This window comes from Gemmatimonadota bacterium (genome assembly GCA_026387915.1).
GTDB lineage: Bacteria > Gemmatimonadota > Gemmatimonadetes > Gemmatimonadales > Gemmatimonadaceae > Fen-1231.
Genome location: JAPLKS010000007.1, coordinates 56,649 through 82,913, shown reverse-complemented (window position 1 = coordinate 82,913; position 26,265 = coordinate 56,649). Strand labels below are relative to the sequence as shown.

Sequence of the window (26,265 nt, the reverse complement as noted above, 5' to 3'; positions counted from 1 at the left end):
GTCGCGGATGACGTACGTTGTGATCATCATCCTGTTCGCGTTTGCCTTTGACTTCATCAACGGCTTTCACGATTCGGCTAACTCCATTGCCACCATCGTGGGCACGCGCGTGCTCTCGCCGTTTGCGGCGGTGCTGTGGGCGGCGACGTTCAACTTCGCGGCGGTGTTCTTCGGCAGCTCGGCGGTGGCCAAGGCCGTGAGCGGTGGATTCGTGGCGCAGTCGATCGTCACGCCGAACGTGATCTTTGCCGGTCTGCTGGGCGCGATTGTCTGGAATTTGTTTACCTGGTATTTCGGCATTCCGTCGAGTTCGTCGCACGCGCTCATCGGTGGGTTTTCGGGCGCAGCGGTGGCCAAAGCCGGCATCAGCGGATTGCTGTGGGGGCGGAAGTGGATCGAGACGCTCTCCGCGATCGCGCTTTCGCCGCTGTTCGGGATGCTCATTGGGTTTGCGCTGATGGCGCTGGTGTTCAACCTGTTCCAGAAGGTGACGCCACGCCGCATCGATAAGCTGTTCCGTCCGGGGCAGTTGATCTCCTCGGCGTGGCTCTCGCTGGCCCACGGCACGAACGACGCGCAAAAGACGATGGGGATTATCGTCGGGTTGCTCGTCGCGTCAAAAGAAACGTTTCGCAACGAGACCGGCTGGGGGCGCTATCTGTTCGTCGAGACCTTCGACGCGATTCCCGTATGGGTGAAGCTCGCGGCCTATACCTGTATTTCGCTCGGCACGCTGTTCGGTGGATGGCGCATTGTGCACACGATGGGCTCGCGCATCACGCGGCTGCGGCCGGTGGGTGGGTTCTGCGCGGAGACGGGTGGGGCGATTGTGATCTTTGCTGCGTCGCACTTTGGAATTCCGGTCAGCACCACGCACACGATTACCGGTGCGATCGTCGGCGTCGGTGCGACGAACCGGCTGTCCGGCGTGCGCTGGGGACTGGCGCGGCGCATCCTGTGGGCGTGGGTGCTCACTATTCCGATGGCCGGGATGATCGCAGCCATCGCATTCCTGCTGCTGTCGGCGGCGTTGCCGGGATCATAGAGTCGGGGTCGACGCGCACGATCGAACACATCGAGGGGGCCGCCGGATTTCCGGCGGCCCCCTCGTGCTTCCGGAATGTGTTCGGTCGGTCAGAACTCGTTCTTGAACGAGATGATCTTGAAGCGGCCGTTCCGTTCGAGAATCGTGCCGAAGAATCGGTGCGTCGTGGTGTCGCCTGTGGCGCCGACCAGCCGAAGCCGGCAATTGGCCCACAGGCGGTTCTTCCCTTGCTGCGCTGCGGGATCACAGGCGTAATCGGCCAGCGTCATGCGAATGCCGCCGGCCCGGCGCACGAGCCGCTTGAATCCGGAGACGCTCGGGTTCTGAATCGTGCGCCACACCAGTGCCGGATCCTGTTGGTATGGCGGGTGCGTGGCGGGTGATTCGGGATAGACGAGGTCAATGAACTCGCGCGCGGTGAGCGCCATCGCGAGCAGGTCGGCGGAATCGGCGGCCACCACGGCCTGAACGAAGCGCTTCACGAGGGCGTCGCGCGACTGGCTTGCCCCCTGCAGTTCAGCGACCGGCGCCTCGCGAAGCTGCGCTGCGAACCGGCGCACCTGCTCTGCCACGGGGAGTATCGAGTCCACGACGTAGCCGGGCATGGTGCGGTTGAGAGAATCCTGCTGGGCGCGGGCGATGGAGTCTCGGCGCGCCGAATCCGCAGCCGGCAGCAATCCACGCGCGGCGCTGCGGTCCGCGGGGGCAGCGCATCCGGAGAGGAGGGCGGCCGTGACGAGGCAGAGGATCGGTCGAACGTTGCAACGGAGCATGCTGGGGCGGAGTGGGGCGGAGTGGGGAGGGTGCGGAAGCGGCCAGCGCCCGCGAGGACGCTGGCCGCTTCCCAAAGCTAGCGCCTACTAGTTGCGGGTGTACGCCGTCCAACCCTGCCACCACTTTGTTCCGCCGGGAGCCACGGCGCCCATGTACGCGGTCGGTACGACGAACGAGCCGGCCTTCGTCAGGATCTTACCGGTGAATGTTGCCATGCCGCCCGTCGCGATCGGCGAGTTGGCAGCCGGAGAGAAGTCGAACGAGGACGGGCTGGTCGGTGCCACGCCGGTGGCCGGGATCAGAGTGAACAGCGACGCGGTCAGCGCCGAGCTGTTCACGAGGCTGTTGCCCGCGAGGTCGAACGCGTTCTGCGTGGCCGACGACGCTTGGAAGACACTGGGCACTTCGGAGAAGAGAATATTGCGCACGGCGAGATCCGTCGTGGCGAGATCCGGGGTCGCCGCGGAACCGGCGCGCACGTACGTGAGGCTGTCACGCAGTGAGATACCGGCGCGCGCCCAGCGAGAGACGACGCCGTTCACGTAGAAGCCGCCCGTGCCGCGGCGGAGCATCAGGCCGTAGCCGCCGCCCGTGCCGGAGCAGGCCAAATCGCCGCAGCCGATCATCGTGAAGTTGGCGACCAGCGGAATGGTGAACGGCGCGGTGTTGAAGCCGAGGTCGCAACCGGTGCCGTTGCAGCCGTCATTTTCGATGCCTTCAATGTCCACCGAATAGAAGCCCGCGCCGGTGCGCGGCGTCAGCTGCACCGAGTTGTAGCCGATCAGAAACTGCATGCGCCCCGACCAGCCTTCGGACATGTCGAACATGTCGTCTGCCGTTTCGTAGGCGACGATGTGGTCGATATCGAAGCCGCCGCCGAAGAACTCGTACGAGTCATCGAGGCCGGCCATCGCTTCCGTGTACGACACGCGCGTGCCCGAACCCACCGCCGCGAACGTGAAGGCGTTGAACTCCTGATCGATCAGCGTCGCGTAGCCGCCAAACTCGACGCGCACGTACTGCAATGTGCCGGAGTTGTCGGTGGCGACCGTGCCGCCGTTGTACTGAACGAAGTAGTTCTTGCCGCCGGCGACCGTCGCGCCGTCTGTGCCGGTGCCTTCGATGTTCACGACACCGCTACGGTTGTCGATGGCGTTGCCGATGATCAGCAGGCCGCCCCAGTCACCGGGCTGACGCTGGCCGGCGGCGCGCGACGACGTGAAGACAATCGGAGCGTCCGCCGTGCCCACGGCCTGAATCTTGGCGCCGCGCAGCACGAAGAGCGACGAGCCCACCGTGTTGAAGTCGCCCTTGATCGTCGTGCCGGGCTGGATGGTCAGCGTGGCGCCGTTGGCCACGTGGATGAAGCCCTGCAGCGTGTAGGCGGTGTCGGCGTAGAGCGTGCGGTTCGCCGTGATGTCGGTGTTGATCGTCGCGGCGGCGTTGCCGAACGCCAGCGTCGTCGCCGTGAACTCGCCCGACGCGATGCTCTTTAGACTGTTCTTGTTCGCATACAGGCGGTACCTGTACAACGTGCTCACCTTGAGGTTCGCGTCGGTGTAGTTCACCACACCGGCGGTGGCCGGCGCGGCGATGTTCGTGACCGCGGCAAACGTGCCCGTCGCGCCCTCGGCGCGCTCGAGATCGTAGCTCACATCACCGGCGACGCTGGCGAACGTCACCTGCACCGAACTGGCGCTCTTGGCCGACGCGGACGCGCCGAGCACTGGGTTCGGCGCCGATGGAGCGGTAGTCTTGTCGCTGCTGCACGCGGCGACGAACGAAATGAATGCCAACGCGGTTGTCAGCGCTCGACGGGACACGGACATGCGAAAACCTCGGTGTGATGGATGCGGTGGGTGTCGTATGAAACAGGGCGGAGCGGCGCACCAGCGCCGCTCCGCCCTCAAAACAAATGCCCAAGTGTATTCGTCCGGTGTCGTCACCGTCACGACACCGTCACGACCTCGGGTGCTACGGCCGGAACTGCACGCCCGCCTGAATGGTGCGGCCCGCCAGATACCGCTCGCGCGTTACCGTTCCCTGCATGGTCTCGTAGGGCGCGTCAAGCAGATTGCGCACGTCCGCGCGAATCGTCACCGCGGCGGTGACGCCGAGGCGGAGCGAGAGATCCATGACGTTGCGCGGCTTGATCACCACATCAGGCAACGGAGACTCTCCGGCCACGTCGATGCGTTCGCCCACCCGGTTGAACAGCAGGGTGGCCGTCGACGAGCCGCGGTTACTGGTGTATGTCAACCCGCCATTGATCACATAGGGAGCTTGCCCCACCATGCGGCGGCTCAAGTTCGTGAGGCTCGCGCCCGCGGCCGCCGAGAGGTGAATCTGGCTCGACATCACGGTGACGTTGCTGAATACAGCGAACGGCGCCAATGGGCGGCCGAGGAAGCCGAGATCCTTCCGCGCTTCGAGTTCCACGCCAAAGTTGTCGGCGCGTTCGGCGTTCGCGTACAGCACCTGACGCGCGCTCGACGACGCGCGATAGACGCGTTCGATAGGGTTTGTGAACTGCTTCCCGAAGACCGCGATGCTGATCAACTCGCCGGCGTTCGGATACCATTCCCATCGCACGTCCACGTTCGTGACGTTGGTGCGCTTGAGGTTTTCGTCACCCTGCAGATCGTCGCCGCCCACCACGTCGCGGCTGATGATCGGCGACAGCTCACGGTACTCGGGGCGCGCCAGCGTGCGCGACGCGGCCAGGCGCAGCTGCTGCGTCTCGGTGAGCTTGTAGTTCACCGCGAGGGACGGCAGCACGTCGGCCCAGACTTTTCGTGTGCTCACCGAGCGGCCGAGCGTCGACGTCGCGTTCACGCCAAGGTGGTCGAGTTCGTAGCGCGCCCCGCCGATCACGCGGAGCCGCGTGCCGACCGGCACCTCGGCCATCGCGAACGTCGCCGACAGTTGGTCGTGGGCATCGTACGCACCGCCCTGTGACAGCGGGCCGATGTCGAACACCGCCGAGGTCGCCTGCGTGAAGCGACCGTCAAACAGTTGTTCGGGCGCGAGTTCGCGCGTGGCGTTCGACAGCCCGCGGCCATTGATATTGAAGGCGCGATTGTCGGCGCTGCGGTCCGTCGACCGGAGCAGCGTGCCGATCTTCACCGTCGACTGGCGACCGGCGTCGCCGAACGACAGGGCGTACTTGGCGCTGAACTCCCGGCTGTTTTCCGCGAGGTCCGAGAACGTGCGGACCGCGCCGCCGTTGCCGCTGCCGAACCAGCGCAGCACGTCCGGGCCGGCCGGTGTGTCCCGCTCGATCACCTGCACGAACTCCGACTTGTCCGGCTCGGAGCGGCGCACGCCGCTCACCGTGCCTGCCCACTCGACGTGATGCCGGTCGCCGAACTGATGGTCGCCGGCCAGCTGCAGGGAATGCACCGCACGCTCTACGTATTGCATGCGCGTAATCTTGGCGCGGTTGTCGTTGGCGCTCAGGTAGCCGGTTTCGATGCGCGCGGTGTTGTCGGCCGTGCGGTTGTATAAAGTATTAATGGAAAGGCGCGAGCCGTTGCCGATCATCGTGCTCAGGTTCGCAAGTCCTCCCCATAACACGCTCTGCTGTGCGCTCTCCCCGGTGAACTTGTCGAGTTCGATCGTTTCGCCGCGCACGGGGCCGCGGTCGGCGAGCGCGCGCACCTGGTTGTTCTTCCTGTCCGTCGACGAGCTGATCGTCGCCGAAAGCAGATATCCGAGACGGTGGCCGAACAGCAACGGGTCGTTGCCACCGAACGAAAACGACCCGTTGACGAGCGGCGCGCCGGTCGCGGCCTTCGGCATCCACGAGTTGCGGAACTGACTCACGAGCAGGTTCTTGTCGCCCTGCGACAGTGTGCGCCCCGCGAAATTGCCCACCGACTCCACGAGCGACGGCAAGTCACGCCCATGGTTCACCATCGCCATGCCTTCGCCACCGCTCGTGCCTGGGCTGAGAATGCTGGCGCCCGTCGCGTCGGATTCGTAACCGCTGCCGAGGTTCAGTGACCAGCTACGCCGCGCCGGAAATTCGCGCGTCTTGATGTCCACCTGCGCACCGGAAAAGTCGCCCTGCTGGTCCGGCGTGAAGGTCTTGGAGGTCGTGATGGACTGCACGAGTCCGGCGGGGAAGAGATCGAGCGGCACCATGCGCTTTTCCGGTTCCGGGCTCGGGACGCGCGCGCCGTTCAGGGAACTCGTCGTGTAGCGTTCGCCAAGTCCGCGCACGGCGATGTAACGGCCGTCCGTCACCGTCACGCCACTCACGCGCTGGACGGCCTGCGCGGCGTTGCCGTCTGGGCTCTTGGCAATCTGCTCCGCGGTGATGGAGTTCACGACGCCGGTGGCCGTGCGCTGCTGGTCCACCGCTTCATTGATGGTGCCGCGTTCGGCGCTCGCCGTGACGACGATTTCGGCCAGTGCCGCCGACGCGGGCGGAAGCGCGACATCCTGCTCGAGGTTCGAGCCGGGCGCGAGCATAAGCCCCGTGACCGTCTTTGCGGCATAGCCGATGCGGCGGAAATACAGCGTCACCGTGCCCGGCACGACCCCTTGCAGGCGATACCGCCCGTCGACGTTGGTGGCCCCTCCGAGCGTCGTGCCGACCACTTGAACGACCACATCGTGTAGCGCATGCCCCGTGGCCGCGTCGATGACGCGGCCAGTAATGCGGCCGCTGGGAAGCGCCTGCGCGGCCGAGCGGTGCGACACGACTGCAAGAAGAAGCAGGACGCCGAGGATCGTGCGACGAGTCATAGAGTTCTCCAGTAGGAGCGGCGCGAACACCGCGCGCGCTGGCAACGCAGAAGTTTCTCATCGCTTTGCGACAGCGATGTGTCGGACGTGCAACGGCGACGTAACAGGGGCCGCGGTCACGGAGCGCGAGAGGCTTGTTACGTCCCCGTTACGGGCGCGAGGCTTCGCCGTGACAGTCGTTACACAACGTTCTCTTCGTGACATTCGGACTGGATTCGTACGGCGCAGGCCGGTTCTCCGAATGACACGGCCAGTAGCAGCGAAGCACCGACTGCGATGATGGGCGGCCTCGGCTTTCTCGGCGGGTTACTCGTCCGTTACCGCGAACTCGCAACACCGTGACGGAGCCAGAGCAGCTTTCTGCCTCCCCCTCAACCGTAAGGAGCAGACACCGTGACTCTTCGTGCCTTCCGTTCCGCCGCGCTCGCCTTGCTGGGTATCGCAGGCGCCGTTCTTCCCGCTGCCGCGCAGGACCTCACCGGCGCCGGCGCCACGTTTCCGTATCCTGTGTATTCGAAGTGGTTCAACGATTACGCCGCGAAGAGCGGTGTGAAGATCAACTATCAGTCGATCGGCTCCGGCGGCGGTGTGCGCCAGATCTCCGAGCAGACGGTGGACTTTGGCGCGACCGACGGCCCGATGAGCGATGACGAAATGGGGAAGGCCAAGGGCGGCCCGATCCTCCACATCCCGACCGTCATGGGCGGTGTGGTCGTCGTGTACAACGTGCCGGGCGCCAAGGGACAGCTCAAGTTCAGCGGCGATGTGATCGCCGACATCTTCCTCGGCAAAATCACTAAGTGGAACGACCCGCGCATCACCGCGATCAACAAGGGTGAGGCGCTTCCTGCGCAGGACATTCTCGTCGTGCACCGTTCCGACGGTAGCGGCACCACCTACATCTGGACCGACTACCTGACCGCCGTGAGCCCCGAATGGGCGAAGGGGCCGGGCAAGGGCAAGGATGTGAAGTGGCCCGTTGGTTTGGGTGGTAAGGGCAACGAAGGCGTGGCCGGTCAGGTCCAGCAGCTTCCCGGCGCCATTGGCTATGTGGAACTGATCTACGCGCGTCAGAACAAGATCTCGTTCGGCGCCGTGAAGAACGCTTCCGGCAACTTCGTGACGGCGTCCACCGAGACGATCACCGACGCCGCTGCGGGCGTGGCCAAGGGCCTGCCGAAGGACACCGACTTCCGCGTGTCGATCGTCAACGCGCCGGGCAAGAGCGCGTACCCGATTGCTTCGATGACGTGGTTGCTGGTCTACCAGAAGCAGGCCGATGCCGCCAAGGGCAAGAAGTTGGTGGACTTCCTGAACTGGATGTTGGTCGATGGACAGGCGACGGCTGCTGGGCTCGACTATGCGCCGCTCCCCTCCGCCGTGGTGAAGCAGGTGAAGGCGCGTGTGGCATCCATCGCGGTCGCCAAGTAACGGCCGCGTCGCTCGCTCAGTCCTCTCACGAACCAAGAGACTCATGACTTTCTCGACGACGCTGCGCCGCGGCTTGCTCGCCACGATTGCGGCAGTGACGCTCCTCTCCGGGCAGTCCGCCCTTGCGCAGGACGTCAAGCCGGTCACTCCGGCGCTCGACTTCTCCGGCGTCATTCTCGCCAATTATCGCTACGCATCGGACTCGGCGGCCAAAGCGGGCAACGCGGGCAACGCCGCGAATAAGTTCGACGTGGAACGCGTGTATTTGAACTTCCGCATGCCGGCCGGCGATGATGGCAGCATTCGCGTCTCGACGGACGTGTTCAACAACACGACCGCCGCTACGAACGGCTACTACCCGGGGTGGACCATTCGCCTCAAGTACGCCTACTTCCAGTACAACTTCCTGCATGACATCGGCGGCGAGAAAGGCTTCAACGCCACGGCGCGCTTCGGCATGCTGCACACCTCGCTCATCGATCACGAAGAAGGGTTCTGGCCGCGTTGGGTGTCGCAGGTGGCCGCCGAGCGCAATGGATTCTTCTCCTCGTCCGACGTCGGCGTCGCCGGCCTCGTGACGCTCCCGAACAAATGGGGCGAGATCTACGCCAGCATCGCTAACGGTCCGGGCTACGGCGCCGCTGAGACCGACCGCTTCAAGGACATGTCGGCGCGCATCTCGCTGACGCCGTTCGGCGCCGAGAGCGGGTTCCTGAAGACCTTCACGATTTCGCCCTGGGCGTACCTCGGTTCCACCGCTTCGAAGTTCCAGAACGGCGGCACCGGCCAGGTGGGTACGGTCAGCGACGCGCTCAACCGTAACCGCTATGGCGTGTTCGCGGGCATCAAGGACCGCCGCTTTACGGCGGGCGCCGAGTTTGCTCAGCGCACCGAAACGATCGAGACCGGCGCGAACACCGCCGCCTCGGCCCGCGGCACCTACACCAACAGCGGCACCCTGACCTCGGCGTTTGTGCTCGTCCGGCCCTTTGAGATCGCCGAGCCGAAGGACAAGTCGCCGCTGCAGCTCTTTGCCCGCCTCGACAACTTCAAGCCGTACTCCGACCAGCGTTCGGCCACGGGGACCCAGACGACCTCTGCGGCCAACCAGCAGCTGATCGCCGGCATCATTTACGACCTGAACCAGAAGACCTCGCTGTCGCTCGATATCCAGAATCTGGGACGTGCGAGCGGTTCCCAGGTGGTCCAGACGAACGTGCTCTTCCTGCACCTCTCGGCGGCGTTCTAGCCCGTCGGACCGCCACTCTGTCACGAGTCTGTACCGGGGAGCGGGGGGCCGTATCAAAGGCCCCCCGCTTCTTCTTTATTTAAGGTCTCCATGACGCCCTCGAACGCCGCCGCCCCATTGCCTGATTCCGGCCAGGGGACCCCGAATACTGCCATCGACGGGCAGGACCTTCAGGGCGGCGGGTGGTCGGATCGTATCTACGACGCCGTGCTCACGGCGTTCGCGATGTGTGTGCCGTTGCTGTTGGTCCTGCTCATCATCGCGCTGACGATGGCGGCATGGCCAGCGCTCAAGCACTTCGGCTTCGGGTTTTTGACCTCAAGTGACTGGGACCCCGCCGCCGAGCATTTTGGCGCCGCGCCGGCCATTTACGGCACCATCGTGTCGTCGGTGATTGCGTTGGTGATCGCGACGCCGCTCGCGATTGGCGTCGCTATCTTCGTGGCCGAGTTTGCCCCGCGCTGGCTGCGTCAGCCCGTTGGCTTTTTGATTGATTTGCTCGCCGCTATTCCCAGCGTGGTCTACGGGCTGTGGGGAATCTTTGTGCTCGTGCCCGCGCTGCGCGAAACGGTGATGCCCTTTCTGCGCGACACGCTGCACTTGGGTGCCACGCCGTTCTTCAGTGGCCCGGCATACGGGCCGTCGATGCTCGCCGCCGGTGTCGTGCTGGCGATCATGATCCTGCCGTACATCTCTTCGGTTTCGCGCGAAGTGTTGCTTGCCGTGCCGCGGTCACAGCGTGAAGCAGCGCTGGCGCTCGGTGCCACGCGCTGGGAGGCGATCGTCGGGGCGGTGTTGCCCTTTGCCCGCTCTGGAATCATTGGCGGCATCATCCTCGGCCTAGGACGCGCGCTCGGCGAGACGATGGCGGTGACGATGGTCATCGGCAACCGCCACGAGATTGCCGCCTCGCTCTTCGCTCCCGGTTACACCATTGCATCGCTCATCGCCAACGAGTTTGCCGAAGCCTCGGGCGATATGCATCTCTCGGCGTTGATGGCCGTGGGCTTTGTGCTCTTCGTGATCACGTTGTTGGTGAATTTTGTGGCCCGCTGGCTCGTGTGGCAGACGAGCGGCGGTACACGGAAGGTGGCATGAGTCCGCTGCAGACGGTGCCCGCCGGCTCGCTGAACGCGCATGACGCGCGTGAGACGCGGCCGAGCGCGCGGCAGCGGAATGCGGTGGCCCGCACCGCGCGCACGCTTCGCCGCCGCCGCGTGGTGAATGCGATTATGGTGACGTTGCTCGCGCTGTCTGCGGTGATCGCTGTAATTCCGCTCGTGCTCATTGTGTATCACCTCGGGCGTTCGGGGTTGTCGTCGCTCAACGTGGCGTTCTTCACGCAGGATCCAAAGTCCGTGGGTGAGGTCGGCGGCGGTATGGCGAATGCCATCCTCGGCACGCTGATGGTGGTGGGTGTTGGCGCGGCCATCGGCATGCCGATTGGCATCGGGGCGGGGCTGTATGTCGCCGAACGACGCGCCACCAAGCTTGCCACCGTGGTGCGCTTCTTGGCGGATGTGCTCAACGGCCTGCCGTCGATTGTGATGGGCATTTTTGCGTGGGAGTTCCTAGTGCGTCCGCTGGGGCACTTCTCGGCGTGGGCCGGTGCCGTCGCGTTGGCCGCGATGCTCGTGCCGATGGTGACGCGGACGACGGAGGAAATGGTTCGGCTCGTGCCGCAGTCACTCCGTGAAGCCGCGCTCGCGTTGGGGTATTCGCGTTCGCGTACGGCAATCACGGTGGTGCTCCGCACGGCCACGGCGGGAATCGTGACGGGAGCGCTCGTCGCCATTGCCCGTATCGCTGGCGAAACCGCGCCGTTGTTGTTTACGGCGCTCGGCAATCAGTTTCGCTCGTACTCGCTCAACAAGCCTATTGCAGCGCTCCCGTTGCAGATCTTTCAATACGCGGTGAGTCCGTATGAAGACTGGCATCGCCAGGCCTGGGCAGGCGCCCTCGTCCTCATTGCCCTTGTGCTCACCATCAGCCTCGTCGCCCGTGCGGCAACGCAGTCACGTGTCGACAGCGGCAGTGAGTGAGCGCCCCGTGGCCACGATGAGCCGGCCGATCACTACGCTCCGCGTGGAGCGCGGCGGTGCCGATGAGGCGCCGGTCGCCGCGCGTATTCGCGTGGAAGAACTCTCGGCGTCATTCAGTGGCAAGCGAGCGGTGAAGGATGTCTCGATGGACGTGCTCGACCACCGCGTTACCGCGATCATCGGGCCGTCGGGCTGCGGCAAGTCCACCTTCTTGCGCTGCCTCAATCGGATGCACGAAACCGTGAGTGGCGCCACCGCGACTGGGCGCGTGTTGCTCGACGGCCACGATATTTTTGATCCACGCGTCAATCCGACCGCCATTCGAAAGCACGTCGGGATGGTGTTCCAAAAGCCGACGCCGTTTCCGACGATGTCGATTCGCGAGAATGTCGCCGCTGGGCTCAAGGTGCATCGCCCCAGTCCGACGGGGCGTGAGCTCGAGGCGATTGTCGAACGTGCGCTTCGCCGCTCGGCGCTGTGGGACGAAGTCAAAGATCGCCTCGGTGCGCCGGCCACCGGTCTCTCCGGCGGGCAGCAACAGCGGCTGTGCATCGCCCGCGCGCTTGCCACCGACCCCGAGGTCTTGCTCCTCGACGAGCCGACGGCCTCACTCGACCCAATCAGCACGCAGAGTGTCGAGGAGTTGGTGTACGAGTTGCGGAAGGATGTGGCGGTCGTGATGGTGACGCACAACATGCAGCAGGCGGCACGTGTGTCCGACGTCACGGCGTTCTTCCTGCATGGCGAAATGGTGGAGTGCGCCCCCACGGCCAAGATCTTCACGGCGCCCGCGGACGCGCGAACCGAAGCCTACATCACGGGACGGTTCGGGTGAGCCCCGGCTCGTTGACGGAACAGATGGTGCGCGAGCCGATCCTTGATCGGCCGACCGGCTTTGGCGTGCCCGGCACGCCGGGACTAATTGACGCGAGCGCCTTTTCGTTTTGGTATGGCAAGAAACAGGCGCTGCACGAAATCACGATGGACATTCAGGCGCGGTCGATCACGGCGTTCATTGGACCGTCGGGCTGCGGCAAGTCCACATTCTTGCGCTCCATCAACCGGTTGAATGAGTTGATTCCCGGCACGCGGCACGAAGGAAAGATATTTCTCGACGATGCCGACATCTATGCGCGCGGTACCGATGTCGTGGCGTTGCGCCAGCGTACGGGGATGGTGTTTCAGCGCTGGAACTGCTTTCCCAAATCGATCTATGAGAATGTGGCGTTTGGTCCGCGCATCAACGGTGAAACGGACCGTGCCAAACTCGATGAAGTGGTAGAAGGGGCGCTGCGTCGCGCCGCCCTCTGGGAGGAGGTCAAAGATCGCCTTCGAGAATCGGCCATCGGGCTCTCCGGTGGACAGCAACAGCGTTTGTGCATCGCGCGCGCGCTGGCGAACGACCCCGAAGTGCTGTTGATGGATGAGCCATGCTCGGCGCTCGATCCAATCGCGACACAGCGTATCGAAGAGCTCCTCGTGGAGCTGAAGCGTGAACTGACGATTGTGATTGTCACGCACAACATGCAGCAGGCGGCCCGTGTGTCGGACCGCACCGCGTTCTTTTTTATGGGACGCCTGATCGAAATCGGCAATACCGCAGCATTGTTTACGAGTCCGCGCGAAGCGCAGACGGAAGCTTATATCACCGGGAGGTTTGGATGAACACGGACACCACGCGCGCGGCGGCCGAGGGCGAAATGCCAGCAGGCCCGCCGGCGTTCCGGCATTTTCACGAGCAGCTGCGCGACCTCAAGCAACTGCTTCTCGAGATGTCAGAGCGAGCGGAGTCGCTCGTGGAGCTCGCGGTGGACGCGCTGCTGCATCGCGATGACGCAAAGGCCGAAGCGGTAATCATTGGCGACCATCGTATGGACCAGCTCGAAGTCGAGGTGGAGCAGCTGGCCATTTCGCTGCTCGCCCTGCAACAGCCGATGGCCCGCGACCTGCGCTTTATCGTCAGCACCATCAAGATCTCCAGTGATCTCGAGCGGGTGGGCGATCATGCGGTGAACATTGCGCAGTCGGCGCTCCGGCTCTCGCAGCTACGCGGCGACATCGTGCCGTCGCCGGAAATCGAGGATATGGCGCGCCGCGCGCGCCGCATGCTCAGCGACGCGCTCGATGCGTTCGTGCGCGCTGACGGCGTGCTCGGCCGTGCCGTCTGCGCCATGGACGACCAGGTGGACGCCCTCAATGACTCCGTGTTTCGCATCGTGATTACGCACGTGTTGGAGGATCCCAAGGCCATTACCGCCGCCCTCGAACTGTTCTTGGTGAGCCGTAACTTGGAGCGGGTAGCGGACTTAGCCACCAATGTGGGCGAAGACGCGGTCTACCTCGCCGAAGGCAAGCAAATCAAGCATAATTTCGAGGAGCGCTAACTCGGCGTGCTGATCGCCCCCCCCCGCGCACGACCCTGAGCGATATTTCACCATGAGCACGTTGCAGGCCGTAGACCAGAATCTCCGCACCCAACCCTCGCGCTTTCTCAATCGCGAGCTGTCGTGGCTGGAGTTCAATGCGCGGGTGCTCGCCGAAGCCTTCGACGTGCGCAACCCACTGCTCGAGCGGCTGAAGTTTCTTGCCATCTTCAGCTCGAACCTCGACGAGTTCTACATGGTGCGCGTGGCCGGCCTGCGTCGCCAAGTATCGGCGCGCGTGCAGCAGACGCCGCCAGATGGTCTCACCGCGCGCGATCAGTTGGAGCGCGTGGAGCGACGCGTGGCGGAGCTGCTGGCACAGGCGGGCACCTGCCTGCATGAGCAACTATTGCCGGCGCTGGCTGCGCACGGTGTACGCCTTTTGGCGATGTCGGAGCTCTCAGGACCCGAGCGCGAGCAGGTTGATGCGTTCTTTGAGCGCAACGTGTACCCAGTGCTCACGCCGCTCGCCGTCGATCCTGGGCATCCATTCCCGTACATCTCCAATCTCAGTATTTCACTCGCTGTCGAACTGCGTGATCCCGAGCGTGGGACGGATCATTTCGCGCGCGTCAAAGTGCCGAAGTCGCTCCCGCGCTGGGTGCCAGTGGACGGGCGCCCGCACCAGTTCGTGCCGATGGAAGCCGTCATCGGCTCGCATCTCGGTCGGCTCTTTCCCGGGATGCAGGTGGTGGGATGGCACACCTTCCGCATCACGCGCTATTCCGATCTTGAGGTCTCGAATACCGAGGAGCCGGAAGATCTGCTCGCTATGATCGAAGAGCAGGTGTTCCAGCGCCGCTTTGGTGAAGTCGTGCGCTTGGAAGTGCAAACGGGGATGCCGAGCGAACTCCGGGCGCTGCTGCTCGAAGAATTGCGCGAGAGTGAAGATCCGGAGTTTGAACAGCTCGGCGAACGCGAAGTGTATGACGCCGGGCCACTGCTCGACCTCGGTGAGCTACTCTCGTTGTCGTCGCGCGATCTCCCTGAACTCCGCGATCCGCCATTTCAAGCGGCGGTGCCACAGGAGCTCCGCGACGCCGAACGATCTATCTTCGACGTCATCCGTGAGCGCGACCTGCTCGTGCACCACCCATTTGAGTCGTTTGGCGCAACAGTGGAGCAGTTCATCGAAGCGGCGTCGCGCGATGACAACACGCTCGCCATCAAGATGACGCTCTACCGCACCTCCGCTGACGGTGCGATTGTGCGCGCCCTCACGCAGGCCGCGCAGCGCGGCATCCAAGTGGCCGTGTTAGTGGAGCTCCAGGCACGTTTCGAAGAAACGAATAACATCAACTTCGCGCGCGAGCTGGAATCGTTCGGCGTACACGTGGCGTATGGTGTGCCTGGCCTGAAGACGCATGCCAAGCTCGCGTTGGTGGTGCGCCGCGAGCCCGACGGTTTCCGCCGTTATGTGCATATGGGCACCGGTAACTACAACTCCCGAACAGCGCGCGTCTACACGGACATGGGGTTGTTTACGTGCAGCGAAGCGATTGGCGCCGACGTGAGCGACATCTTTAATATGCTCACCGGATTCTCGCGGCAGCGCGTGTATCGCAAGCTGGTGGTCGCACCGAGCGGCCTGCGCAACCGGATGATCCAGCTGATTGATCGTGAAGCCGAACACGCACGGAACGGGCGTCCGGCGCGCATCATCGCCAAGATGAACGCGCTCGTGGACGCGGAGACCGTCGACGCACTATACCGCGCGTCGGAGGCGGGGGTGGCCATCGATCTCATTGTCCGTGGCATTTGCTGCCTGCGTCCGCAGGTATCGGGGCTTAGCGAGAACATTCGCGTGACCAGCGTGGTCGGGCGTTATCTCGAGCACTCGCGTATGAGTTTCTTTGCGAATGATGGAGCGGGAGAGTACTACATCGGCAGCGCCGACTGGATGCCGCGCAACTTCGACCGGCGCGTGGAAGCAGTCGTGCCAATCGAAGATGTGCGCTGGCATGCGAAGTTGTCGGCCGTGCTTGAGACGTACCTCACCGACAACCGGAACGCGTGGGAACTCACCGCCGACGGGCAGTATGTGCAACGCACCCCTGGTGATGCGCGCGAACAAGCGGCGCACCGTGCATTCCAGCGTGACGCTTGGGCACAGCCGCGTGACGCTGCGGGATTGCGCGATGGTATGACGGCGTCTCGGGAAATCGCCGTGCCGCGTGAACTACGGGCCGAGCTCTTCGGCTAACACTCGTCGACGCCCGCGACGAAACGGCGGGCGCTATTCGACGACTTCGTCCATCTCCGCAGGACGTACGGGAACGCCATCGGGCCCCACGATGTCCACGGGTGTGCCAAGCAGTTCCGCCAGGAGCGTGCATTTGCGGGCCGCGCCCCACAACTCCAATCGCAGCGACTTCGCCTTGGGTACCGGCGTCGCGGTAATGCGGAGCGCGCGCGTGGTGCGTCGCGGACGGAGCGTGTCCACGGCCGCGATGTGACCACGGTCAAATCCATCGGCCACGCGCAAGAGCGCCGCGAGACGGATGATGCGCTGGCGGGTCGGTTTGTCGAGCCGGCCGAACGCTTCGTGTTTGCGCGCATCCGGTACGGACCCGCGGTGGTAACGCGCGACGTGAGCAATCACGACCTGTTCGTGCGGGGCGATCCCGAGAAGGTCCGCGTGGAGAATCAGGTGCTGTGAGTGTTTGTGGTGCCCCTGATAGTTGATGTGGTAGCCCACATCGTGCAGGAGCGCGGCATCAGAAAGCACCAGCCGGTCTTCCGGCGCGCAGCCCAACCGTTTGCCCAGCGCGTCAAACAATTGGAGCGCCAGTCGCTGCACTTGCCGCGAGTGAAGCTCCTCGTAGTGGCAGCGCTCTGCAAACTCACGCACCGACCGCTGCCGCGCTTCGCCCGGATCGGCGATCGTTGGCATGACGCGCGCGACGTCGAGCAGGAGCCCTTCGCGAATGCCGAACGCGGATGCCGTAAGGTCACGCGGCTCCACCCGTGCCAGCACTTCCGCCACAACGGCGAGGCCGGCCACAATAATGTCCGCTCGTCCGCTGTTCAGTCCCGGCACCGCCAGCAACTCATCCGGCGACATCTCCGAGAGCAAGTCGAGCACATGCTCCACTTCGGCGCGCGGAATCTTTGTGCCATGCACGGTGCGCGCGGCCTGCATCCCCTGACGGGCGAGGTAAATACCGGCGAGGTTCGTAAATGTACCGCCGGAGCCAATGACTGTCGCGCCACGCCAGTCGCGTGAGGGAATCGCGCTTTTGATCTCTTCACGAACGAACTTGCGCAGTTTGCGAATCGATTTCGACCGCTTGCCCCCGCGTAAAAACTGCTCGGTGAGGCGCAGCGCGCCAAACGGGAGCGACGTCAGGTGCTCCACCAATCCCTCAGCCGCGAGCGCAAGTTCAAGCGAGCCGCCGCCGATGTCGATGACAACGGCGCGCCCCTTGCCGAGCTCAAAGTGAGCAAGCGCCGACCGGTAGGCGAGGCGCGCTTCTTCCTCGCCGACGAGAATGCGCACCTTGAGACCCGTCTCCTGGCGAATGCGCTGGAGAAAGAGCGAACCGTTGGTTGCGTCGCGCACTGCGCTGGTGGCCACCGCCACCACTCGGCTCGCGCCGAGCTGGCGTGCGAGTGTCGCCATCCGCGCCAGCGACTCGAGCGCGAGGCGCATGGGTTCCGGGGCCAGGAGCTTGGTCGCGTGTAGCCCCGTCCCCAAGCGCGGTGCCGCTTTCATTTCGTCCACGACGCGAATCGTGCCACTCGCGCTCACGTCGGCCACAATCTGGCGGATTGAGTTGGAGCCAATGTCGATCGCGGCAATGCGTTGCTCGCCCTCGGCGCGCGGTGCGCGCGACGAATGCTCTCCGAGCTGCAGGCGGGGGATCGGGAGGACGGTCATGGCTCCGATAATATGGTGCGTGCGGGCGCCTTGTGCTTGCCGAGCCCGAGCAGTCGAGGATTTTCGGGAGTGGGGTACGGCAATAAAACGGGCTGACGCTACCCGCGGAGCGCCGCGTCGGGAAAGGTCGCGCGAATCGTCGTGCCGCGGCCTACGTCGCTCTCGGCCCACACGCGGCCGCCGTGTGCGTCCACCAGATGCTTCACGATGGCCAGCCCCAGCCCGGTGCCGCCCTCAGCGCGCGAGCGCGCTGGGTCCACGCGGTAGAACCGCTCGAAGATGCGCGGCAGGTGTTCCGCGCCAATGCCACTGCCCGTGTCGCGGACGCCAACGGTCACGCGTCCATCGGCGCGCGTCGCAAACACCGTCACGCTGCCTTTCGCCGTGTGGCGCACCGCGTTGTCCACGAGGTTGCCGAGGATCTGGCGCAGCGCAGTAGGGTCGGCAAAGGCCTGCGCGGTGTCACTGTCAATTTCGGCGTGCAACGCAATGCCCTTGGCATCCGCCGCCGGACGCGCCACCGCGAGGGCGTCGGCCACCGCAGAGGCAATATCCGCCTGCACCGGCTCTGGCACCCAACTGCCTGACTCAATGCGCGAGAGATCGAGCAGGTCATCCACAATGCGCTGCATCCGGCGCGTGTTGTTCAGAATCGTGGTCGTGAACTGGCGGCGCGTCTCCGCGTCCGGCTCATCCTGCGCGAGCGTTTCGGCGAATCCGCGCACCACCGTCAGCGGTGTCTTGAGCTCGTGCGAGACGTTGGCCACAAAGTCGCGCCGCACGGTTTCGAGTCGGCGCAACCGCGTGAGGTCGAGGAGCGCGACCACCGCGCCCCCTTGCTCGAGCGGGCGTGCCGTAATGGAGAACGTGCGGCCACCAAAGGACGCTTCCACTTCGCGCACCGTGTCGCCGGCGAGCGCTGACGCCAGCGCATCGCGGAGCGCGCGTTCGCGCGGCAGAATGTCAAACGGAAACGGCAACGGCTCTCGGCGGTCGAGCAGCGCGCGGCCGGTGTCATTGATGCGCACCACTTGCTGGCGCTGATCCACCGCAAAAATCCCTTCGTTCAGCGACTCGGCGAGTTCGCGCATCACGTTTTCTTCGGCGCGAAGCGCCTCCACTCGAATCGCCAGTTGTTCGGCAAGTCGATGCACCGCGTCGGCGAGCTCGCCAACTTCTCCCGGTGCGGCCAGCGCGGGGCGCCGCGAAAAATCGCCCTCAGCCAGTGCGCGGGTCACGTCGCGCAACTCGCGGACCGGGCGCGACACATTCGTCGCGAAGAGCCACGCGAGCACCAGCGCGCCCATCATGGCGAGTCCGCTCGCCACGGCCACGTCGCGCCGCGCCGATGCAATAATCGCGTCAAGTGTCACCGTGGCAAGCGAAACACGAGCCGTGCCCAGCGGCGACCGCACGGCGACATACAGCTCAGAGTCGCCCGCCGACGGACTCTGGCGGCGCGCCGATCCCTGACCGGTCGCGCGCGCCTGTACCACTTCGGGACGGGATGCGTGATTTTCCAACTGCTGCAACAACGCACCGCGAAACTCAGAGTCGCCAATCACGCGACCCGTGGAATCGATGAGCGTCACGCGATGGCCGCTCGCGCGCGCGGCTCGTGCCGCCAACTCCTCGGCGTTCACATTCGGCGTCCATTCCGCCGCCACGAGTTGCGCTTCACGCGCCAACCCCTCGGTCGCCATCACCGAGAGTCGATCGTAGAACTTTTGATCCACAACGAGCGTGAGAAACAACGCGAGCACACCGACGATGGTCAGGGCGCCGAGCAGGAGCCGAGTGGGAAGTCGCATAGAAGGTGCCGCTACCGCGCGAGCTTGCTAGGGGGTGTGCCGTCCGGCGACCGCAGGCGATACCCAAAGCCGCGCACCGTCTCAATGAGTTCGCCTTCGTCGCCCAGTTTGGAGCGGAGGCGCTGCACATGCATGTCCACGGTGCGCGTCTGAATGTCGGGCGCCGCTTCCCAAACGGTTTCGAGCAAGTGCCCGCGCGACTGTACGCGCCCACGCCGCTCGGCGAGCGTGAGCAAGAGCTTGAACTCCGTGGGCGTCAGCTCAATCTCAGCGCCGTCGCGCGTGACGCGGTGGGCCGATCGATCAATGGCAATGGTGTCGATGGTGATCACATCGGCGGTGGGCATCCCGCCGGAGGTGCGACGGAGAATGGCGCTAATCCGCAACACGAGTTCTTGCGGGCTGAACGGTTTGGTGAGGTAGTCGTCCGCGCCCAAAGTGAGACCGCGAATGCGATCGGGCTCTTCGCGCCGCGCCGTGAGCATGAGGACGGCGACGTGCTTTGTGGCGCGGTCGGCACGCAGCTGCTCAAGGACTTCAAACCCCGAAAGGCCGGGGAGCATGAGGTCGAGAATCACCAACGCCGGTCGTTCGCGTCGCGCGATGGCGAGCGCGTCCGGCCCCGTTTGTGCCGACGAAACTTTGTAGCCCGCCTTGGCCAGATGGTAGACCACGAGGGCGACGATGTCGGGCTCATCGTCCACCACGAGAATGCGGTCAGCAGCGGTTGCTTCGGCGTTCATGAGGGTGCACTACCCATGCGTCGCAGGATGGTCGAGATGATCAAGTCGATGGCCACGGTATTGTGGCCGCCTCGCGGAACAATGATGTCAGCGTACCGCTTGCTGGGTTCTACGAACTGCAGGTGCATGGGCTGCACCGTCGTGAGGTATTGCTCGAGAATCTCATCCAGTGGCCGACCCCGCTTCGCCATGTCGCGGCGAATGCGCCGGATGAGCCGCACGTCGGCATCGGTATCCACAAACACCTTCACATCACAGCGCGCGCGCACCCGCTCATCTACAAAGAGCAGAATGCCGTCGAGCACAATCACATCTGCGGCCGCGACCCGCACCGTGCGATCGTCGCGCAGGTGCGTGACAAAATCGTATACCGGCTTCTGGATCGGCTCGCCGCGCGACAGCGCATCGAGATGTTGCGCCAGCAAGTCGAGGTCGAACGCGTCCGGGTGATCCCAGTTCAGATGGCGCCGTTCGTCGAGCGTCAGCTCCACATGGTTGCGGTAGTACGCATCCATATCGATAAACGCGACCGATGCCGGCGTGATCGAATCGGCAATCTTCCGCGCTACGGTGGACTTCCCCGATCCAGACCCGCCAGCGATGCCAATAATCAGAGGTTTCATACTGTAAATATGCCCTTGAACCCTTCGTTACAAATCTCAGGTTTGCAAGGAGGAAAGAGAAGGAAGGGGCTGTCACGGTTCTGTATCGCACCCCGGCCAGCACGCGTACCTCCGGACGCCCTCGGCACACTCCCTCCAAACGGGTGTCCAGCATAGGTTTAGCCTATGGAACGCACCCGTGCGGCGCTTGGCGCCCTCTTCTTGGCTCTCGCCGTCCAGTTGCCGGCGCAAGGGCTCCCCGTCGACATCATTGTCGCCTCGACCACGGACGTCCACGGCCGGTTACGCGGCTGGGACTACTACGCCGACACCGCCGAAGCCGCCCGCGGACTCACGCGCGCCGCGACGATCGTCGATTCGGTCCGTGCCGCGAACCCGGGTCGGGTGATTCTGGTAGACGCCGGCGACCTGCTGCAGGGCAATCCGCTCACCTACGCCGCTGCGCGCATCGATACCACTGGCGTGCATCCGGTGATCGCGGCGATGAACGCCATGCGCTACGACGCCGCGGCGGTGGGCAATCACGAGTTCAACTACGGGCTCCCGACGCTTCGCCGCGCGATGGCCGGGGCAACGTTTCCGTTTCTGGCCGCCAATGTTCGTACGCCTGACGGCAAGCGTGCCTGGTCGGCCTTCACCGTCGTGGAACGAAGTGGTCTCAAAATCGCGATTGTTGGCGCGACGACGCCCGGCTCAATGGTGTGGGACCGTGAGCAACTCGTTGGGCGGCTCACCATCGGCGACATCATCGCCGAGGTGCGACAGGCGGTGGACGAAGCGCGAAACGGCGGCGCGGATGTGGTGGTGGTGGTCGTGCATGCTGGGCTGTCTGGTGACACGGGCGATGACACGGTCTCGACGGGGCTCACCGCGGAGAATCCAGTGGCTCGGCTCGCACAGGATGTGCCGGGCATCGATGCGATCGTATACGGCCATTCGCACCGCGAGGTCGCCGACACGTCGATCAATGGCGTGTTACTCACGCAGCCGCGCAACTGGGCCACGAGTGTGTCGGTGGCGCATTTGCAGTTTGAGATTCGCGGCGCCACCTGGCGTCCCATTGGCAAACATGCGTCGATTGTTCAGGCGGCGGGGCACGCCGAACAGCCGGCGCTGATCGCCGTTGTCGCAAAGGCCCACGACGCCGCGCGCCGATACGCCGGTACAGTTGCGGGGCGCACGGAGATCACGTGGCGCGCCGATTCTGCCCGAGTGGCCGACACACCGATCATGGACTTTGTGCTCGAAACCATGCGCAAGGCCGCGGGCGCCGATCTCGCATCAGCCGCGGCATTCTCGCTCGATGTCAAAATCGCGGCAGGGCCGATTACCGTCGCGCAACTCGCACAGTTGTATCCCTACGACAACACGCTCAAATCGTTGCGCATTTCTGGAGCGCAGTTGCGTGCATATCTCGAACAAAGCGCGAGTTACTTCGACGTCACCGGTTCCGGAGACGCGCTCCAAGTGCGCCCCAATCCGAAGATCCCGGGCTACAACTTCGAAATGGTCGCCGGCGCGGACTATCAAATCGATCTCACCAAGCCCGCAGGCGCGCGCGTCGCGGGGCTCAGCGTGCGCGGCAAGCCGGTGCGCGACGGCGATTCGTTTACCATCGCGCTCTCGAATTACCGTGCGGGGGGCGCTGGTGGCTACGCGATGCTCAACGGCGCGCCGGTGGTGCACGACAAACAACTCGAAATCCGCCAACTGCTCATCGACGAAGTCACACGCCGCGGCACCCTGCGGCCGTCGGACTATTTCGTGCGCAACTGGTCCGTGACTCCTGCAGCGCTCGCGGCGCAGGCGCTCCGCGCGATTACGGGCGCTGGTGACTTTGAGGCGGTGCGGCCCGCAAAGCCGGCAGCACCGGCGACGGCTTCGTCGCCCGCGGCGTCGCCAGCGGCGCCGTCGCGCGCGGGCCGGCCCGCCATCTTGCGCATTATCTCCACCAACGATTTTCACGGCGCGCTCGAACCGCGCCCCGACGGCAATAACGGACTTCGCGGCGGCGCCGCCCAAGTGGCGGCGCTCATTCACAAAGCCGAAGTCGATTGCGCTGCAAACTGCGTGTCCATTCTCGTCGACGGCGGCGACCTCTTTCAAGGCACCCCGGCGTCGAACCTCGCCTTCGGCCGGCCGATCGTCACCCTCTACAACGCACTCGGCTACGCGGCCACCGCGCTCGGCAATCACGAGTTTGATTGGGGGCAGGATTCGCTTCGCGCACGCATCAAGGGCGCGCGGTTCGCTATCCTCGCCGCGAACGTACGCAACACGGACGGCAGCGCCGTGTCGTGGATTCGTGCTGATACCATCGTCGAACGCGGTGGTCTCAAGATTGGCATTATCGGTGTGGCGACGCCGGCCACGCCGTCGATGAGCAAAAAGAGCAACGTCGCTGGGCTACGCTTCGATCCGCCGGCCGCATCGGTGAATGCGAGTGCGCGCTCGCTTCGTGCGCGTGGCGCGGATGTGGTGGTGGTGGTCGCGCACGCGGGGGCCTTCTGCAGTCGCGACACGGGCTGCGCGGGCGAGATTCTCGACCTCGCGCGCGAGATCACCGAACCGGTGGATGCGATTGTCAGCGGCCACACGCATTCGTTGGTGAATACCGAGGTGAACGGCGTGCCCATCGTGCAGGCACGGTCGAGCGGCCGCTCGCTCGCCGTGATTGATCTCCCCGTGGATCGTGCGGCGCGCGCCACGCAGATGAAGCACGATGTGTGGACCGTCACCAGCGATTCCATTACCCCAGACCCTGCGGTTGCCGCGCTGTTGAAGAGCGCGCTGGCGGCCGTGGCGCCGCTCGTCTCGCGCCCTATCGTTACGGTGGCCACGGCCATGGAGCGCACCGGCGCGCAGTACGCGCTCGGGAATCTCATTGCCGACGCCGAACGTGCGGCCACCAACGCTGATATTGGGTTGATGAACAACGGTGGCATTCGCGCGAACCTCGCGGCAGGGCCGGCCACCTACGGCGCGCTCTTTGAGATTCAACCGTTCGCCAATCAGCTCGTGAAGCTCCGCGTGCCCGGGCGCGCACTGCGCGTGTATCTCGAGTCGCTCGTGCGCGGTGACGCGCCGCGCAATCACGTGAGTGGTGTGACGGTGCGCTACGACAAGTCCAAACCCGCCGGCGCTCGCATTGTGGAAGCCCGCGTCGCTGCGGAGTTGCTCGATGACGATCGCTCGTACACGCTCGTCTTTCCCGATATCTTCGTCTCCGACAACGCGGACTACGTGGCGCTCGCCAAAGCCGCGACCGCAACCGAAACGCCTGGCGTGATCGATCTCGACGCGCTCATCGCATATTTGTCCTCTCGTCCGGGCGGTACCGTGACCGCCGACGCTGCTCCGCGCCTCATCTCCGTTGCCCCATGACTGAACCAGACGTGATTACCGCGTTCGTGAACGGCGCCACCGTGTCGCTCGCGCGCGGCGCCACCGCCCTCGACGCCGTGCGCGCGCACGATGCCGCCGTCGCCGACGCCGTGGTGGCCGGTGACCGCGCCATGACCGACAGTCGTGGTCTGCCAGTAGCGGTCGACAGCCTCGCCACGGGCGGCGCGGTGTATCGCATTGTCTCCGCGCGGTCGCTCCGCGAGCAGGACGCGTCGTGACGGCACTCCCCCCGGAACTGCTGCGCCGTATTCCCAAAGCCGAACTGCACTGTCACCTCGACGGTTCAGTCCGCGCCTCAACGTTGCTCGAACTCGCGCGCGAACATGACGTGCCAATGCCCGCCACCACCCCTGAGGCGCTGGCCCATCATATGTACGTGCGCGACGCGCGGCACCTCGAGGATTACCTCACGCGCTTCGACACCACGCTCTCCGTGATGCAGAGCGCCGCATCGCTCGAACGCATTACCTACGAACTCGCCGAAGATGCGGCGGCCGACGGCGTGCGCTATATCGAGATTCGCTACGCGCCGGTGCTCAATCAGCAGTGGGGACTCACGCTCGACGAAACCGTGGACGCCCCACTCCGCGGCCTCGAGCGCGCGCGAAATGCGCACAACATTCAGGGCCGGCTCATCATTTGTTCGCTGCGCCATTTGTCCCCAAGTGTGTCGTTGGAGCTCGCACACTTGGCCGCGCGCTGGCGCGGACAAGGCGTGGTGGGTTTTGATCTCGCCGGGGGCGAGGCAGGGCATCCAGCCGCGCTCCATCAGGCTGCATTTCGCCACGCGAGCGAGCACGGTATGTTCTGCACCTGTCACGCGGGCGAGGGTGCCGGCGCGGAATCGGTGCGCGAGGCGGTGCACGTGTGCGGCGCCCAGCGCATCGGGCACGGCACGCGGCTCATCGAGGACGAACGCCTCACCGACGAACTCGGCGAAAAAGGCATTGTCATTGAGGCCTGCCTCACGAGCAACGTGCAGACGCGCGCCGCCAAGGACTACGCCTCGCATCCGCTGCGCGCGTATTTCGACCGCGGGCTCCAGGTCACCCTGAACACCGATAACCGGCTCATGAGCGGCGTCACGCTCACCGACGAATACGCACACGCCGCGCAGGATTTGCATTTCAGTTTTGATGAGTTGTGCCGGCTGGCTCGTATGGGTTTCGACGCCGCCTTCTTGGAGCCCGACGAAAAACGTCAGCTGCTCGAACGCGTCGACCGCGAGTTCGCCGTTCTCCGTTCTGAGGTAGCACCGTGAACTTGCATGGCAGTGCGGCGGCCAAGGCCGCGGCGAGGTCTGTGTCTGATCGACTTGGCGTGCAGGCGCCGGTCGCCGCGATCATCCTCGGCTCGGGCCTCGGTGAGCTGGCCGATCGCATCGAGCAGCCCACGCGCGCGAACTACTCCGAAATCCCGGGGTTCTTCTCCACGCACGTTGAGGGGCACAAAGGCGAACTCATTCGCGGATTCCTCGGCGGCAAAGAAATCCTCGCGCTCGCTGGGCGCTTTCACATGTACGAAGGGCACGAAGCGCGCGTCTCGGCATTTCCCGTACGGGTCGCGCGTGCGCTCGGCGCCAAGGTGCTTTTTGTATCCAATGCGGCTGGCGGCGTGCGGCGCACCTTTAAGCCCGGCGACCTGATGTTGATCGAAGATCACATCAACCTGATGTTCCGCAATCCGCTCATTGGGCCAGTGGAAGACGGCGACACACGCTTCCCCGACATGTCCGCACCGTACTCGCCGCGATTGATTGCCTTGCTGCAGGCGAGCGCCAAGGAAACCGGCGTGCCGCTTGCGGCCGGCGTCTATGCAGGCTTGCTCGGCCCAACGTACGAGACGCCCGCTGAAGTGCGGATGCTCGAGAAGCTCGGCGCCGATGCCACGGGCATGTCCACTGTGCCAGAGGTGATTGTTGCCGCGGCACTCGGTATGGAAGTCGCCGGCGTGAGCCTCATTACCAACCTCGCGTCGGGGATCACCGCAGACGCGATTAGTCACGCGGATGTCGTAGAGGTCGGAAAGCAGGCCGCCGGTCGCTTCGCCAACCTCGTCACGGCGTTTATCGCCAAGCTCTAGCGCCG

General features: G+C 64.7%; 20 protein-coding genes. 13 read left to right on the top strand and 7 right to left on the bottom strand.

Annotated features, from left to right (window positions below; all coding sequences use genetic code 11):
* Positions 1-7: 7 nt before the first annotated feature.
* Positions 8-1,045 (top strand): inorganic phosphate transporter, encoded by a 1,038-nt coding sequence (locus NTZ43_02805; GenBank protein ID MCX5766142.1) that lies wholly within the window; start codon positions 8-10, stop codon positions 1,043-1,045.
* An 89-nt stretch (positions 1,046-1,134) separates the two neighbouring features.
* Here the strand turns inward: NTZ43_02805 and NTZ43_02800 are convergent, their stop codons facing one another.
* The 3 genes from NTZ43_02800 to NTZ43_02790 all read right to left on the bottom strand — a co-directional run bounded on the left by NTZ43_02800 (position 1,135) and on the right by NTZ43_02790 (position 6,571).
* A complete protein-coding gene (locus NTZ43_02800) occupies positions 1,135-1,818 on the bottom strand; it encodes a hypothetical protein (protein ID MCX5766141.1) in 684 nt (227 codons plus the stop codon).
* Between the two features lie 87 nt (positions 1,819-1,905).
* Positions 1,906-3,648, bottom strand: a complete 1,743-nt coding sequence (locus NTZ43_02795; protein MCX5766140.1) for a hypothetical protein — start codon at positions 3,646-3,648, stop codon at positions 1,906-1,908.
* Between the two features lie 145 nt (positions 3,649-3,793).
* On the bottom strand, positions 3,794-6,571 hold the full coding sequence (locus tag NTZ43_02790; protein MCX5766139.1) for a TonB-dependent receptor: 2,778 nt from the start codon (positions 6,569-6,571) through the stop codon (positions 3,794-3,796).
* A 429-nt stretch (positions 6,572-7,000) separates the two neighbouring features.
* Between NTZ43_02790 and pstS the strand changes: the two genes are divergently transcribed.
* From pstS to ppk1, 8 genes are all read left to right on the top strand, one after another.
* Positions 7,001-8,002: a phosphate ABC transporter substrate-binding protein PstS gene (pstS, locus tag NTZ43_02785; protein ID MCX5766138.1), complete on the top strand. Its 1,002-nt coding sequence runs from the start codon at positions 7,001-7,003 to the stop codon at positions 8,000-8,002.
* Between the two features lie 43 nt (positions 8,003-8,045).
* Positions 8,046-9,251, top strand: a complete 1,206-nt coding sequence (locus NTZ43_02780) for a hypothetical protein (GenBank protein MCX5766137.1) — start codon at positions 8,046-8,048, stop codon at positions 9,249-9,251.
* Positions 9,252-9,341: 90 nt separating this feature from the next.
* Complete coding sequence (gene pstC, locus NTZ43_02775; GenBank protein ID MCX5766136.1) at positions 9,342-10,349, top strand: phosphate ABC transporter permease subunit PstC; 1,008 nt, start codon at positions 9,342-9,344, stop codon at positions 10,347-10,349.
* Complete coding sequence (gene pstA / locus NTZ43_02770; protein MCX5766135.1) at positions 10,346-11,293, top strand: phosphate ABC transporter permease PstA; 948 nt, start codon at positions 10,346-10,348, stop codon at positions 11,291-11,293. Before pstC ends, pstA begins: the two co-directional genes overlap by 4 nt.
* The gene (pstB, locus tag NTZ43_02765; protein MCX5766134.1) at positions 11,286-12,128 is read left to right on the top strand and encodes a phosphate ABC transporter ATP-binding protein PstB; all 843 of its coding nucleotides are present in this window, start codon (positions 11,286-11,288) and stop codon (positions 12,126-12,128) included. Before pstA ends, pstB (NTZ43_02765) begins: the two co-directional genes overlap by 8 nt.
* Positions 12,125-12,958 carry a phosphate ABC transporter ATP-binding protein PstB gene (pstB, locus tag NTZ43_02760; GenBank protein MCX5766133.1) on the top strand — a complete coding sequence of 278 codons (834 nt, stop codon included), beginning with the start codon at positions 12,125-12,127 and terminating at the stop codon, positions 12,956-12,958. Before pstB (NTZ43_02765) ends, pstB (NTZ43_02760) begins: the two co-directional genes overlap by 4 nt.
* Positions 12,955-13,677 (top strand): phosphate signaling complex protein PhoU, encoded by a 723-nt coding sequence (gene phoU / locus NTZ43_02755; protein MCX5766132.1) that lies wholly within the window; start codon positions 12,955-12,957, stop codon positions 13,675-13,677. Before pstB (NTZ43_02760) ends, phoU begins: the two co-directional genes overlap by 4 nt.
* A gap of 52 nt (positions 13,678-13,729) precedes the next feature.
* The gene (ppk1, locus tag NTZ43_02750) at positions 13,730-15,919 is read left to right on the top strand and encodes a polyphosphate kinase 1 (GenBank protein ID MCX5766131.1); all 2,190 of its coding nucleotides are present in this window, start codon (positions 13,730-13,732) and stop codon (positions 15,917-15,919) included.
* Between the two features lie 33 nt (positions 15,920-15,952).
* Here ppk1 and NTZ43_02745 read toward each other — a convergent pair whose 3' ends face one another.
* The 4 genes from NTZ43_02745 to udk form a co-directional block, all read right to left on the bottom strand.
* On the bottom strand, positions 15,953-17,596 hold the full coding sequence (locus NTZ43_02745) for a Ppx/GppA phosphatase family protein (GenBank protein ID MCX5766130.1): 1,644 nt from the start codon (positions 17,594-17,596) through the stop codon (positions 15,953-15,955).
* Positions 17,597-17,694: 98 nt separating this feature from the next.
* Positions 17,695-19,407: an ATP-binding protein gene (locus NTZ43_02740; GenBank protein ID MCX5766129.1), complete on the bottom strand. Its 1,713-nt coding sequence runs from the start codon at positions 19,405-19,407 to the stop codon at positions 17,695-17,697.
* An 11-nt stretch (positions 19,408-19,418) separates the two neighbouring features.
* Positions 19,419-20,150 carry a response regulator transcription factor gene (locus tag NTZ43_02735; protein ID MCX5766128.1) on the bottom strand — a complete coding sequence of 244 codons (732 nt, stop codon included), beginning with the start codon at positions 20,148-20,150 and terminating at the stop codon, positions 19,419-19,421.
* Complete coding sequence (gene udk, locus NTZ43_02730) at positions 20,147-20,773, bottom strand: uridine kinase (GenBank protein MCX5766127.1); 627 nt, start codon at positions 20,771-20,773, stop codon at positions 20,147-20,149. The genes NTZ43_02735 and udk overlap by 4 nt, the downstream gene beginning before the upstream one ends.
* Before the next feature lie 165 nt (positions 20,774-20,938).
* On the opposite strand from udk, the gene NTZ43_02725 reads away from it, so the two are divergent.
* Genes NTZ43_02725 through NTZ43_02710 form a run of 4 tightly spaced genes read left to right on the top strand, consistent with a single transcriptional unit; the run spans position 20,939 to position 26,260 of the window.
* The gene (locus NTZ43_02725) at positions 20,939-24,157 is read left to right on the top strand and encodes a 5'-nucleotidase C-terminal domain-containing protein (GenBank protein ID MCX5766126.1); all 3,219 of its coding nucleotides are present in this window, start codon (positions 20,939-20,941) and stop codon (positions 24,155-24,157) included.
* Positions 24,154-24,396 carry a hypothetical protein gene (locus tag NTZ43_02720; GenBank protein ID MCX5766125.1) on the top strand — a complete coding sequence of 81 codons (243 nt, stop codon included), beginning with the start codon at positions 24,154-24,156 and terminating at the stop codon, positions 24,394-24,396. The genes NTZ43_02725 and NTZ43_02720 overlap by 4 nt, the downstream gene beginning before the upstream one ends.
* Positions 24,393-25,439, top strand: coding sequence for an adenosine deaminase (add, locus tag NTZ43_02715; protein ID MCX5766124.1), 1,047 nt, complete (start codon positions 24,393-24,395; stop codon positions 25,437-25,439). The genes NTZ43_02720 and add overlap by 4 nt, the downstream gene beginning before the upstream one ends.
* Complete coding sequence (locus NTZ43_02710) at positions 25,436-26,260, top strand: purine-nucleoside phosphorylase (protein ID MCX5766123.1); 825 nt, start codon at positions 25,436-25,438, stop codon at positions 26,258-26,260. Before add ends, NTZ43_02710 begins: the two co-directional genes overlap by 4 nt.
* Positions 26,261-26,265: the final 5 nt, after the last annotated feature.